The organism is Plantactinospora endophytica, assembly GCF_016862915.1.
Classification (GTDB): domain Bacteria; phylum Actinomycetota; class Actinomycetes; order Mycobacteriales; family Micromonosporaceae; genus Plantactinospora; species Plantactinospora endophytica.
In genome coordinates this window covers 21,651-34,759 of the sequence record NZ_BONW01000041.1, presented here as the reverse complement: position 1 = coordinate 34,759, position 13,109 = coordinate 21,651, and the positions used below count along the sequence as shown (strand labels likewise).

Genomic DNA, 13,109 nt, shown 5'->3' with positions numbered 1-13,109 from the left:
TGACCTCACGGTCTGTCCTTCCGTGCGGAGTGGACGTCAGGGTGCGCAGCTCGCGGCCCGGTCGCCGACGTCGGCGCAGCGGAACAGCGACGGGTTGACCTCTGACGGCGGGCGCCACTTCTGCGACGCCTGCTCGTAGTCGTAGGCCAGGGCCAGCAAGCGGGCCTCGGTGTAGGCGGTACCGAGGAAGGACAGCCCGACCGGCCGGCCGTTCGCCGGGTCGTACCCGATCGGCACCGCGACCGACGGGTACTGCGCCCGCGCGCCGATCCCGGCGGACCCGCTGCCGACGAAGACGATCGCGTCGAGGTTTCCGGCCGTCAGCACCGAGTCGATCCGCTCCCGCGCCCCGGCGATCCCGGTGTCCCGGTTCGACTCGTACTCCGCCTTTGCCGCCGGATCGGTCAGGTCGACCTCGTTCGAGGCGACGAGCTGGGTCTGGCCGAACTTGACGGCGCCCTCGGCGGCGTGCGCCAGGTTCCACTTCACCACGTCGTCGAGGGTGTCCATCGGCGCGCTGCGGGGCAGCCGGGCCAGGTAGGCGTTCAGGTCGCGCTTGAACTCGTACGTCAGGATGCTCGGCGGCAGGCCGCCGGTGTTCACCGTCACCGGCACCACCTCGGCGCCCCGGGCGCGCAGCACGTCCAGCGCCTCGGTGAACAGCACGCCCTGGTTGCCGGTCGGGGTGCTGGCGACGCCGATCCGGGCGCCCCGCAACGCCGTCGTGGAGAGCGTCCTCGTGTAGTCGGTGCCGACCACTCCGGCGCTGGTGCCGGTGACCGGGTCCTCCGGGTCGATCCCGGTCAACGCGGTGAGCAGGGCGGCGGCGTCGTAGACGGTCCGGGTCATCGGGCCGGCGGTGTCCTGGCTGGCGGCGATCGGCACCACCCCGGTCCGGCTGACCAGCCCGACCGTCGGCTTCACCCCGACCAGCGAGTTCGCCGCCGACGGGCTGAGGATCGAGCCGGACGTCTCGGTACCGATGGTGACGGTGGCCAGCGCCGCAGCGGCGGCCGAACCGGAACCCGAGCTGGACCCGCTCGGCGTCTGGCTGACGTCGTACGGGTTGAGCACCTGGCCGCCGAGCCCGCTGTAGCCGGACGGCATCCCGTTGGTGGTGAAGTTGGCGAACTCGGTCAGGTTGGTCTTGCCGAGGATGATCGCCCCGGCCGACTTCAACCTGGTGACCAGGAAGGCGTCCTTCGCCGGGTACGACTTCTCCAGCGCCATCGCCCCGGCGGTGGTGGGCAGCCCGGACAGGTCGATGTTGTCCTTGATCAGCACCGGGATGCCGTGCATCGGCCCCTTCGCCCGGCCCCGGCGGCGCTCCTCGTCGGCCCGCTTCGCCTGGGCGACCGCGTCCCGGGCGACCACCCGGACGGCGTGCAGCCCCGGGCCGTTGGTGTTCAGCGTCCGGATCCGCTCCAGGTACGCCTGGACGAGTTCCTCGGAGCTGATCCGCCGGGCGGCGAGCGCCTCGCGGATCTGCGGGATGCCCGCCCGTTCGAGGTCGAGCGGGAACGGGCGGTGCCGCCCGGTCGCCTCGGACGGGGCGCCGAGCGAGCCGGCGACCAGTGCGGCGACGCCGGTCAGGACAGTGGCGAGTACGACGAGCCGGAACGCGGGTCGCGGCCGGGTTGGCACAGCGGATTGATGCACCTGCACGCCCTTCCATGAGGCCACGCCGGGGCGGCCGACGGGCGCCCGGGCATGAGGGGGATCTCGGAAGCACACGGTCTTGATGTTGAGGCTACGATACGGATCGATTTCCAGCCGGTAAAACGATCTTCGTGCCGGCCCGTCCCGCCGGAACTGCCCGACCTGGTCAGCGATTGAGGGTGCGGGTCAGGCCGGCGACGACCGCCGTACTGAGCACCCAGCCGGCCAGGACCAGCAGCGCGGCCACGTACTCGGTGCCGCCGACGGGTTTCCAGGCGTTGTCGTGTCCGAGGTTGACGATCGGCAGCAGCAGGTCGAGGGCCTGGAGTGCGGCGTTGCGCTCCGGCGCCTCGGCCGGATTCCGGGCCGCCGACGGATCGAGGGTGAAGCTCAGCGTGCCGAGAGCCCAGAAGGCGAGCAGCCAGATGCCGGCCAGCCAGGTGCGGTAGCCGTACCCGACCAGGCCGTCGACCAGGACACCGAAGAGCCGCCCCGGCACCCGCAACGTGGCCCGGCGGCGCCGCTGCCGCTCCAGCAGTACCCGGCGGGCCTCCGCCTCCTGCCCGCTCCGCCGGTAGTGCTCGGCGAGCTGCTCGTACGGCTGCGGGGTGTAGCCCTCGGGACTGCGCCGCAGCCAGTCCAGCCGCTGCCGGACGGTCACCGGCACCGGCGGCGACGGCTCGCGCGGCGGGGACGGCGCCCGGGCGATCAGCAGCCGGTAGGTGCAGCCGATCAGGTCCAGCTCCGCCGGCCAGGTCGCCGGATCGTCGAAGATCGTGTCGGCCTGTAGGCCGGAGAGGCGTACCCGGCCGGCCGGTCGCTCGGCCAGGGTCAACCAGACGCTGCCGACCCGGGCACCGCCGAGGTGCAGGGCGAACATCGCCGCGCCTTGGAGCCGCGCGTTGTGGAAGTTGAGCTGGCTGCCGATCTGGGCGTGCATCAGCAGCACGTCGCCGTCGGCGGTGAAGCCCCACCGGGCGGTGAGGCTGCCGGCCACCGTCAACCGGTCGGCGCTCAGTGCCGCCCCGGCCGGATGACGCAGGGTGGCGCCGTCCAGGGCCAGGTTCCCGCCGACCGTCGCACCACCGAGCCAGACCTGGCCGTCGGCGACGAACCCCTGCCGGGCGTGCAGGTTGCCGGTCACGCTGAGCCGGCCCGCCGCGAGCGCCGTACCCGGGTCGATCGGCGGAAACACCGGGTCGCCGGCCGGGGCGAGGTCGGCCAGCCGGGAGCCGTTCAGGGTGACCGTGCCGCCGACGTGGGCGTCCCGCAGGTCGACCGGACCGGTGACGACACAGTTCAGCAGCACCAGGTCGCCGCGCAGGTGCAGCAGCCGGGCGCGCAGCCCCGGCAGGTCGCAGTCGGTGAGGGCCAGGTTGACCGCCCGAGCCTCGGTCAGCTCCGGTACGTCCGTGAAGCTGCACCCGCCGATCGACACCGGAACGGTGATCTCGGCGTGCCGCAGGTCGAGCCGACCGACGATCCGGGCGGACCGCAGCCGCAGCGCGGCCCGGGAGCCGGCCGCCCGGTCACCGCCACCGGTGAGCAGTTCCGCCAGCACCTCGGCCCGGACCGGGTGCGTCGACCCTCGCAGGTCCACCTCGGCCCCGCGACCGAACGCCGACCACACCCGCCGTTCCGCCGGATTCCACCGCCACGAAGCGCTGCGCACGACAGCGAGAATCCCAGACCCACGCCACTCCCGGGTACCGCGCCCCGGCCCGTACCCCGGCCGGACCGGCCAGGTCGAGCGGCTTCCGTCGACCGACCGGCACGTGCTGGTACCGCGCTACCAGCGCCAGTTCCGCCAGGTCAGCGCCGGCCGCCGGCCGCCGATCGCCGTACCGGCCTGCCGGGCGAGCCGGCCGAGCAGCGGCGCGACGAGCCAGAGCAGTACCAGCGCGTAGCCGGCGAGCGCGGCCCGGTGCGGCCCGGCCACGTCCGGCATCCGCACGAAGGGGAACCACAACGGACTGAACTCGGGCGTGAAGTGGCAGAGCGCCTCCAGGTAGTAGTCGTCGTCGTAGCAGGTCCACGGCCAGAGCTGCGCGAACACCAGGCTGTTCGCCGCGCCCCAGACCGAGAGCGCCACGGCGGCCAGGGTGGCGAGATTCGCCCACGGCCCGGCCTCCGCCGCGCCCAGCCGTACGGCCATGGCCAGGCTGGCCGGCAGGATGGCGATCAGGAAGAACCTCGGCCCCCAGTACAGGCCGCCGTACCAGGCCCACCAGGAGGCGTAGACCAGCACCAGGCCGGCCACGAAGACGAGCCACGACGACCAGACCGCACCGACGCCTGCCCGACCCGCCCCGTCCCGCTCCGCCAGCCACCGCCGCGCCGGCAGGAACAGTCCCGGCGTGAACCAGAGCAGCCCCTTGCCGAACGAGAAGACGATCGCCAGCACCCCGAGCAGCAGCGGATAGGAGAACCCCGGCCGGCCCGAGTACGGCATCACGGTCTCCCCGCCGCCGTTGTTCACGTACGCCCGGTGCAGTGGATCGCCGAACCGCAGCCACGCCTCCCCGGCGATCAACGCCCCGGCGGCCAGCGGCGCCGACAGGTAACGCAGCCGCCGCTCGCGGACGCACCGCACCAGCACCACGAGGCCGAGCGCGACCAGCGAGGCGGGCGTGTTCGCCACCCCGAGCACCACCGCGACCCAGCCGGCCAGCCGGGTCGGCCGGCGGGTCCCCGGCAGCGTCGCGGCGAGCAGCCCGACCCCGACCGTGGTCGCGGTGAACATCTCGCCGTAGAAGTCCTGCACGTGCACGGCGACCATGCTCCCGGCGACCAGCAGCAGCAGGAACCGCCGGAGCAGCCGCCCGGCCATCCGACGACGCAGCAGCAGATAGAGCGCCACCAGGCCGAGCCCGAAGAGCAGCATGTTGTACTGCGCCAGCACCGGCTGCGGGTCACCGAACCACCGGCCGACCATCCACAGCGGAGTCGCGAACAGCGGACCGATCAGCGAGTACGCCATCTCCGGCGACCGCCCCGCTTCGAGCAGTTCAAGCAACGCCTGGTAGCGGGCCAGTCCGTCGCCCATCATCGGCGGCCTCGGCGTGACCGCCAACAGCACCACCCCGGCCGCCACCAGCACCCACTCCAGCACGGCCCCGATCCGACCGCCCGGTCGCCGACCCACCCCCGACCTCGCCGCCCCGCAACCCCCGGCCGATCCGACCTCCGCCCACTTTCCCGGCTTCCCGGACTCCTCCGACTCCCAGACGTCACCGGCCGCCGGAGCGTCCATTCGGCAGTCCTCCCCACCGCTCACACACCGTCGAGCCGGAACTCCGGCCACCCGCAGTGTGCCAAACATCGACGGACGGGCCTGTAGGCATCGGTGGATGGATGCCTACAGGCCCGTGCGGACGATGAACGTGCGGAGAACCCGCTGCGACTAACTCGCCGCCGGACGGTCCAGGATCAGGTCACGAGCCCGGGCGTACTGCTCGCGGATGCGCGGGACGGCGCTACCGGCGTACTCCTCGGAGCGGCCGGCGGACCAGGTGGGCGGCTGCGCCCCGCCCTGGACGACCCAGGCGGCCTGCCGGGCCGCCCCGTCGGCGACGTACTCCCCCGGCTCCGGCACGAGCACCGGGCAGCCGAAGACCTCCGGCGCGATCCGGCGTACCGCCTCCGAGCGGGCACCGCCGCCCACCAGGATGATCCGGTTCACCGTCGCCCCCTGCGCGAGCAGCGCGTCCAGCCCGTCCGCGAGCGCGCAGAGCATCCCCTCCACCGCCGCCCGGGCCAGATGCCCCGGAGTCGACGTCCGCAGGGTCAGCCCGTGTACCGCCCCGGTCGCCAGCGGAAGGTTCGGCGTCCGCTCACCCTCCAGGTAGGGCACCATCACCAGCCCGTCCGCACCGGCCGGCGCCGCCAACGCCAGTTTGGCCAGCTCGTCGAGGCCGACCCCGAGCATCGCCGCCGCCGCGTCCAGCACCCGGGCCGCGTTCAGCGTGCAGACCAGCGGCAGGAACCGGCCGGTCGCGTCCGCGAAGCCGGCCACCGCACCCGACGGGTCCGCCGCCGGAGCCTCCGCGACGCTGAACACCGTTCCCGACGTACCGATCGAGACGACCACGTCACCCGCGACGGCGCCGACGCCCAGCGCGGCGGCGGCGTTGTCCCCGGTCCCCGGCCCCAGCACCGCGCCGCCGGGCAGCCGCCCGGCAACCTCCGCCGGCCCGAGTACGGTCGGCACCGCCACCACTCGGCCGAGCGCCCGCTCCAGCAGATCCGTCCGGTACTCCCCGGTCGCCGGTGACCAGTATCCGGTCCCGCTCGCGTCGCCCCGGTCGGTACGCAGCGCGTCCAGCCCCGCCGCACCGCCGAGTCGCCAGGTCAGCCAGTCGTGCGGCAGGCACACCGCCGCCACCCGTGCCGCGTTCTCCGGCTCGTGCCGGGCCAGCCAGCGCAACTTGGTGACGGTGAAGCTGGCCACCGGCACACTGCCGACCGCCTCCGCCCAGGCCCGTCGCCCGGTCTCGCCGCCGCCGAGTTCCTCGACCAGCTCGTCCGCCGCCCCCGCCGACCGGGTGTCGTTCCACAGCAGCGCGGGCCGGACCACCTCACCCGACTCGTCGAGGCAGACCATCCCGTGCTGCTGTCCGCCGACCGCCACCGCCGCCACGTCGTCGAGCCCGCCGGCCTGCTCGACGGCCGACCGCAACGCCTCCCACCACGCCTGCGGATCGACCTCGGTCCCGTCCGGATGCGCCGCCCGGCCACTGCGGACCAGGGTGCCGGTCTCGGCGTCCCGGATCACCACCTTGCACGACTGGGTCGACGAGTCGACCCCGGCAACGAGCGCCACCTCACGCCCTCCCTCTGGACTCAGCGGAATCGGTTATCGCAGGTCAGCACGGATAAACTTCGTACCCGCATCGGAGCGCGAGTCTGGTCGCGCACCCCGACCGGGTCAGGGGTTGGGGGCCGGATCGCCCGCGTCGGGATCAAGCCTGACCGCCCAGAGCGGGCGATCCGGCCCCCAACCCCACCCACCGCCAACAGTGGGCAGAACAGGCAATCAGCGAGCCCCGAGCAGGTGCTCCACGGCAAGCTGGTTCAACCGCACGAACCCGAACCCACGTCCCGCCACCGCGTCCACGTCCAGGTCCTCGAACGCACTCCGATCCGCCAGCAGATCCGAGTATGTCTCGCCCGGGTTCAACGTCGGCGTCGACAGCTCCGTCACCTTGCTGGCCGCCAGCGCCTCCTGCACCTCCGGGTCGGCCCGGAACGCCGCCGCCCGCTCCTTCAGCAGGAGGTAGGTCCGCATGTTCGCCGCCGCCGACGCCCACACCCCGGAGTAGTCCTCGGTACGCGACGGCTTGTAGTCGAAGTGCCGGGGCCCGGTGTATGCCGGCCCGCCCTGCGGCCCGCCGTTCTCCAGCAGGTCGACCAGGGCGAACGCGTTCATCAGGTCACCGTGCCCGAAGACCAGGTCCTGGTCGTACTTGATCCCGCGCTGCCCGTTGAGGTCCAGGTGGAACAGCTTCCCGGCCCAGAGCGCCTGGGCGATCCCGTGCATGTAGTTGAGCCCGGCCATCTGCTCGTGCCCGACCTCGGGGTTCAGGCCGACCAGCTCCGGGTGGTCCAGCTCGTTGATGAAGGCCAGCGCGTGCCCGACCGTCGGCAGCAGGATGTCGCCGCGCGGCTCGTTCGGCTTCGGCTCGATGGCGAACTTCAGCCCGTAGCCCTGGTCGATCACGTACTGAGCGAGCAGGTTGACCGCCTCGCGGTAGCGGTCCAGCGCGGCCCGGATGTCCTTGGCGGCGTCGTACTCCGCGCCTTCCCGGCCGCCCCACATCACGAAGGTGTCTGCGCCCAGCTCGGCGGCGAGGTCGATGTTGCGCAGCACCTTGCGCAGCGCGAACCGGCGTACGTCGCGGTCGTTGCTGGTGAAGCCGCCGTCCTTGAAGATCGGGTGGGTGAAGAGGTTGGTGGTGACCATCGGCACCACGAGACCGGTCTCCTCCAGCGCCTTGCGGAACCGGGAGATGTGGTGCTCCCGGGCGGCGTCGTCGGAGCCGAACGGGATCAGGTCGTCGTCGTGGAAGGTGATCCCGTACGCGCCCAGCTCGGCGAGCCGGTTGACCGCCTCGACCGCGTCCAGGTCGCTGCGGGTCGCCTCACCGAACGGATCCCGGGCGGTCCAGCCCACGGTCCAGAGGCCGAAGGAGAACTTGTCGGCAGGGGTTGGTGGGGATGCCATGGCTGACCTCCAGGGGACCGACTCGACAGTGCGGAAAGGGGCGGGTGTGAAACCCCGGGTTGACGCCCCGGCAACCCGGCCGATTTGTTTATCGGTTGAATTATTTGAGCACGGTATGGCATTGTCAATACCGTGGCGCAACCCGCGGCGGTGCCGGTCGGCGCGGCGGTAACCGCCGTCCGCCAGGCGAGCCTGCGCGAGCACAACCTGGCCCTGGTGCTGCGACAGATCGCCACCGCCGACCGGCCGCCGTCCCGGGCCGACCTGGCCACCGCGACCGGCCTGACCCGGGCCACCGTCTCCGCACTGGTCGACGACCTGATCACCGGACGGCTGCTCACCGAGGTCGCCCCGGCGCCCCGGTCCGGCGCCGGCCGGCCCGCAGTGGGGCTCACGCTCGCCGACCACGGTCCGGCCGGGCTCGGGCTGGAGATCAACGTCGACTACCTCGCCGCCGTCCTGGTCGACCTCACCGGCACGGTACGACACCGCGCGGTACGCCGGGTCGACCTCCGCCCGGTGCCCCCCGCCGAGGCCCTGTCCCTGGTCGGCGAGCTGATCAGCGAGGCGGGGGCCGAGGCGGACCGGCAGGACCTGACCCTGGCCGGTACGGCGCTCGCGGTGCCCGGCCTGGTCACCGCCACCGGGCTGGTCCGGCTCGCCCCGAACCTCGGCTGGCGGGACGTGGACGTGCCGGCCCTGCTCGGCGCGCATCCGATACTGGGCGGGCGCGGGCTGGGCGTGGACAACGAGGCCAACCTGGCCGCACTCGGCGAACTGCACGCCGCTCCGCCCGGTTCGGCGAACTTCGTCTACATCTCCGGCGAGGTCGGCATCGGCGCCGGGATCGTGCTGCACGGCACCCTGTTCCGGGGTGCCCGGGGCTGGAGCGGCGAGATCGGCCACGTGCCGGTACACCCGGAGGGCCGGCCCTGCCGCTGCGGCGGTCGCGGCTGCCTGGAGCAGTACGCCGGCCAGGAGGCCATCCTGGCCGCCGCCGGCCTGACCGACCCGCCGTCCGCCCGTGCTCCTTCGACCGGCCGACCCGCCCGGCGCCACGGCCCGAACGGTCCGCTCCGCGTCGACGGCGACCGGGCCGACGACGGCTCGGCCGCCCGGGGGATTCCGGTGCCGGGCGCGGCGATCGCCCGGCTCGCCGAGGCGGCGGCCCGGGACGACCCGGCCGCCTGCCGGGCCCTGGTCGACGCGGCGACCGCACTCGGGGTCGCCGTCGCCGGGGTGATCAACCTGCTGGACGTGGACACGGTGGTGCTCGGTGGCGTCTACGCGCCGCTGGCCCGCTGGCTGGCCCCGACGGTGCGGGCCGAGATCGGCCGTCGGGTGCTGACCGCCGCCTGGTCGCCGGTGACCGTCCGGGCCGCCCTGCTCGGCGGGGACGCCGCCGCACTCGGGGCCGCCGGCTCGGTCGTCCGTACGGTGCTGGAGCAGCCCGCCCGGTGGCTCGGCCGCACCGCCCGATAGCCAACCTCGTCGTCCCCGGCGCGATTCGGCGTCCCGGGCAAGGCCCGTCCTCGGCCAGGACGAGACACGGCAGGTCCGGGCGAACCTCGTTGTCCCCCGGCGAGATCCGGCGTCCCCGGACGAGACTCGTTATCACCGGCGGAGACCGGATTCGACCGGCAGTCAACGGCGGCAGCGGGGCCGGGGCGACCGCAGCGAGGAGGCCGAGAACCGCTCGCTATTGTTGCCCCCGAGCAACTATTCCGAACAGCAACCATTTTGGCGACAGGAGTGCCAGCGCCGATGCGCAAAGCTCGACGACCCGGCCGACGGCTCGCGGACCACCGTCCCGACCGACGCCCGGACAGCGCGGACGGACGGCCGAGGCTCCGCTCAGGCGGAACGTTCGGTCGGCTCGACGTCCGCCCGGAACGCCTGGTCGAACTCGATGAGCCCGCGCAGCAGCGCCTGCCGGCCGGCCGGAGTCATCCCGGCGAGCGTCTCGGCGAGCCGCGCCCGGCGGTCGGCGCGGATTTCGGCGAGCAGTTTCTGCCCGACCGTGGTGAGATGCAGGGAGATCTCCCGACGGTCGGCCCGGCCCGGCTCCCGTTCGAGCAGCCCGGCCGCGACGAGCCGGTCGCACAGCCGGCTCGCCGAGGAGAGCAACATGCCAAGGATCCCGGCCAGGCCGCGGAGGTTGATCCCGTCGAACTGCTCGACCACCATCAGGGCGCGCATCTGCGAGCTGGACAGCCGGCCGCTGGTCCGCTCCCGGGCGGCGTCCCAGATCGACAGCAGCGCCGCCGCGGCGGTGTCCACCGCCGTGGCGAGCGTCGCATCCGGTCCGCCGGGACCGCCGGATTCAGCCATGGTGATCCCGACACTACCGCCGACATCCAGGTGACCGCATCGGCGCGGGCCCGGACGACGGATCCGGGCCGGTCAGAACGGCCGGCCGGCAGCACGGTACGGCCGGCGGGTCGACGATGACGGGCCGGTTGACCGACGTCCGCCGTACCCTGGCCGAGGCGCCGGCGGACCTCGTCGTCGAGCGCTTCGGCGCCGAGCTGACCAGGGCGTACGGGGCGGCGGAAACGGAACTGCTCCAGGTCGACTACCGGCTCGCCGCGCTGGTACCGCTGCACGGGGGCGATCCGGTGGTCGGGGCCGGCAGCCCCGCCTGGCGGTGCTTCGACCATCAGGCCCCGGTGGTGCAGGACGGCGTGTTCTACCTACCGGTGACGCATCGCGGCGAGCGGCTCGGCGTACTCCGGCTCGCGCCCGCGCCCGAGGACCCGGAGCGGCGCGACGAGCTGGCGGAGGCGGCGACCGCGCTGGCGCACGAACTGGTCGCGGTACGCCCCGGCACCGACAAGTACGCCGTCGGCGCCCGAACCCGTCGGCTGACCCTGGCCGCCGAGATGCAGTGGGAACTGCTGCCCGGCCGGAGCCGGATCCGTCCCTCGTTCAGCCTGGCCGGCCAACTCGAACCGGCGTACGCGGTGCGCGGCGACAGCTTCGACTGGGCCGACGACGGGCAGCGGCTCTGGCTCTCCACGGTCAACGGCATGGGCGAGGGGGTCACCGCCTCGATGCTCACCTGCCTCGGCACCAACGCGCTGCGCAACGCCCGCCGGGCCGGCCTCGAACTCGCCGACCAGGCGGCCCTGGCCGACCAGGCGATCTACGCCTACCACCAGGGCATCCAGCACCTCTCCGCGCTGCTGCTGGAGTTGGACCTGCGTACCGGGGTGGTGACGGCGGTGGACGCCGGCTCGCCACGGCTGCTCGTGCTGCGCGAGGGCGAGGTGATCGAGCAGCCGCTGGACGACCAGTTCCCGCTCGGCATGTTCGACGGCACCATCTACCAGTCGCAGCGGTTCGAGCTCGCGGTCGGCGACCGGCTCTTCATCGTCAGCGACGGCGTGGTCGACGCTACCTCCCGCACCGCCCGGTACGCCGACACCGCGCTGCACCGCTCCATCCGCCGGACCAGGCCGTTGGCTCCGCTGGAGGCGGTACGGTCGCTCCTCGGCGACCTGCGGGCGTTCGTCGGCAGCGACCTGATCGACGACGCCGTGGTGGTCTGCCTGGACTGGCGCGGGATCTGACCCGCGCCTTCCCCGGGGGCGGGGAGGTCTCGGACCCGGGGTCAGTACGCGCCCCGGGTCCGGACCACCGCGCCGAAGGTCTTCCACAGAATGGTCAGGTCGGCGGCGAGTGACCAGTTCTCCACGTAGTAGAGGTCGAGCCGGATGCCGTCCTCCCAGCTCAGGTCCGACCGGCCGCTGATCTGCCAGAGGCCGGTGATGCCCGGCTTGACCAGCAGTCGGCGGGCGACGTCGCCGTCGTAGCGGGCCACCTCGGACGGCAGCGGCGGGCGGGGCCCGACCAGGCTCATGTGCCCGAACATCACGTTGGCGAGTTGCGGCAGCTCGTCGAGGGACCACTTGCGCAGCACCCGGCCGACCCGGGTGACCCGGGGATCGACCCGCATCTTGAACATCAGGCCGTCGGTCTCGTTCTTGGTGGCCAGGTCGGCCAGCAGTGCGTCCGCGTTGACCACCATGGTCCGGAACTTGTACACCCCGAACTCCCGGCCGCCCTGCCCGACCCGGATCTGCCGGAAGATCACCGATCCCCGGCTGTCCAGTTTGATGGCGAGCGCGACGACGGCCAGCAGCGGCAGCAGGAACGCCAGCGCCGTGGCGGCCAGTGCCCGGTCCACGAAGGACTTGACCACCTTGCGGGCGCCCCGGAACTCCGGCGCCTCGACGTGGATCAGCGGCAGCCCGGCGACCGGCTGGGTGTGGATCCGTGGCCCGGCGACGTCGGTCAGCGCCGGAGCCAGCACGAGGTCGATCCCGGTCCCCTCCAACTGCCAGCCGAGCCGGCGCAGCCGGGTGGCGGTCAGCTCGTTCGAGGCGGTCACCGCGACCGTGTCGGCGTTGATCGCCGAGGCGGCGTCGACGATGGCCCGGAACGAGCCCAGCACCGGTACGTCACCGAGGCGCTGCGGCACCGGGGCGAGCAGCGCGTCCGGGATGCAGGCGCCGACCACCTGGTAGCCGGCGTACGGCTCGCGGCGCAGCGTGTGCACCAGTTCGAGGACGTGTGCGGTGTCGCCGACCGCGAGCACCCGCCGGGACCAGCCGGCGCCCCGGGACCGGGACCAGTGCAGCCGTTTCCGGGCGGCGAACCGGGCGACCACCAGCCCGACGGTGCCGACCGCGAAGGAGATGCCGAGGAAGCCCCGCGAGACCCCCACGTTGGCGAGGTAGCCGGCGATCGCGATCCCTCCGGCGAGCCGCAGGCTGGCCGAGGTGACCCGACGGTACTCGTCGGCGCCGTAGCCGAGCACCCGGTGGTCGTAGCAACGCAGTGCCTTGAGCGAGGCGAGCCAGGCGAGCACCAGAACCGGCCCGACGATCCCGTACGGGATGTCGGAGCCGCGCGCCTCGTCGCCGCCGAACCGGGCGAAGTAGCCGCCGATCACCGCCAGCACCAGGATGACGGTGTCGAGCACCAGCAGGGTACGGATGTAGCCGCGCTGACGCATCCGGGACGAGGTCGCGGATGCCCCCGAGGTCGACTCCGGAGGCATCGTGGTGGGGCTCAGCAAAGTCGCCGACGTCACCGGCCCTCCCTCGCTCCAGGGGGCACCCGATAAGCCGCTCGCTGCCTCGTCGAACGGCCCCGGAGGCACTTCGACATCTTCACCTACCAGGGGCATCACCGAGAGCTTCCGACAGATTACTGTCATTTG

General features: G+C 73.1%; 9 protein-coding genes. 2 read left to right on the top strand and 7 right to left on the bottom strand.

The window, feature by feature from the left end; genetic code table 11:
• Positions 1-36: 36 nt before the first annotated feature.
• From Pen02_RS33605 to xylA, 5 genes are all read right to left on the bottom strand, one after another.
• Positions 37-1,644 carry an amidase family protein gene (locus Pen02_RS33605; RefSeq protein WP_203870207.1) on the bottom strand — a complete coding sequence of 536 codons (1,608 nt, stop codon included), beginning with the start codon at positions 1,642-1,644 and terminating at the stop codon, positions 37-39.
• A gap of 181 nt (positions 1,645-1,825) precedes the next feature.
• Positions 1,826-3,331, bottom strand: a complete 1,506-nt coding sequence (locus Pen02_RS33600; protein WP_203870206.1) for a hypothetical protein — start codon at positions 3,329-3,331, stop codon at positions 1,826-1,828.
• Positions 3,332-3,448: 117 nt separating this feature from the next.
• A complete protein-coding gene (locus Pen02_RS33595) occupies positions 3,449-4,912 on the bottom strand; it encodes a hypothetical protein (protein ID WP_203870205.1) in 1,464 nt (487 codons plus the stop codon).
• Between the two features lie 150 nt (positions 4,913-5,062).
• The gene (xylB, locus tag Pen02_RS33590; protein WP_203870204.1) at positions 5,063-6,481 is read right to left on the bottom strand and encodes a xylulokinase; all 1,419 of its coding nucleotides are present in this window, start codon (positions 6,479-6,481) and stop codon (positions 5,063-5,065) included.
• A gap of 213 nt (positions 6,482-6,694) precedes the next feature.
• Positions 6,695-7,882, bottom strand: coding sequence for a xylose isomerase (gene xylA, locus Pen02_RS33585; protein WP_203870203.1), 1,188 nt, complete (start codon positions 7,880-7,882; stop codon positions 6,695-6,697).
• A gap of 132 nt (positions 7,883-8,014) precedes the next feature.
• Here xylA and Pen02_RS33580 point away from each other — a divergent pair, with 132 nt between their 5' ends.
• Positions 8,015-9,364, top strand: coding sequence for an ROK family protein (locus Pen02_RS33580; RefSeq protein WP_239141731.1), 1,350 nt, complete (start codon positions 8,015-8,017; stop codon positions 9,362-9,364).
• A 372-nt stretch (positions 9,365-9,736) separates the two neighbouring features.
• Here Pen02_RS33580 and Pen02_RS33575 read toward each other — a convergent pair whose 3' ends face one another.
• Positions 9,737-10,213, bottom strand: coding sequence for a MarR family winged helix-turn-helix transcriptional regulator (locus Pen02_RS33575; protein ID WP_203870202.1), 477 nt, complete (start codon positions 10,211-10,213; stop codon positions 9,737-9,739).
• Between the two features lie 116 nt (positions 10,214-10,329).
• Here Pen02_RS33575 and Pen02_RS33570 point away from each other — a divergent pair, with 116 nt between their 5' ends.
• On the top strand, positions 10,330-11,454 hold the full coding sequence (locus tag Pen02_RS33570; protein WP_203870201.1) for a PP2C family protein-serine/threonine phosphatase: 1,125 nt from the start codon (positions 10,330-10,332) through the stop codon (positions 11,452-11,454).
• Between the two features lie 41 nt (positions 11,455-11,495).
• On the opposite strand, the gene Pen02_RS33565 is transcribed toward Pen02_RS33570, so the two are convergent.
• Entirely contained in the window at positions 11,496-12,980 is a 1,485-nt protein-coding gene (locus tag Pen02_RS33565) for a sugar transferase (RefSeq protein WP_372445720.1), read from the bottom strand.
• Positions 12,981-13,109 lie beyond the last annotated feature (129 nt).

What these genes read in the sequence shown, in the direction of transcription:
- Pen02_RS33570 (WP_203870201.1), top strand. Translation starts at nt 10,330, where the DNA reads ATGACGGGCCGGTTGACCGACGTCCGCCGTACCCTGGCCGAGGCGCCG.
- Pen02_RS33595 (WP_203870205.1), bottom strand. Translation starts at nt 4,912, where the DNA reads ATGGACGCTCCGGCGGCCGGTGACGTCTGGGAGTCGGAGGAGTCCGGG.
- Pen02_RS33575 (WP_203870202.1), bottom strand. Translation starts at nt 10,213, where the DNA reads ATGGCTGAATCCGGCGGTCCCGGCGGACCGGATGCGACGCTCGCCACG.
- xylA (WP_203870203.1), bottom strand. Translation starts at nt 7,882, where the DNA reads ATGGCATCCCCACCAACCCCTGCCGACAAGTTCTCCTTCGGCCTCTGG.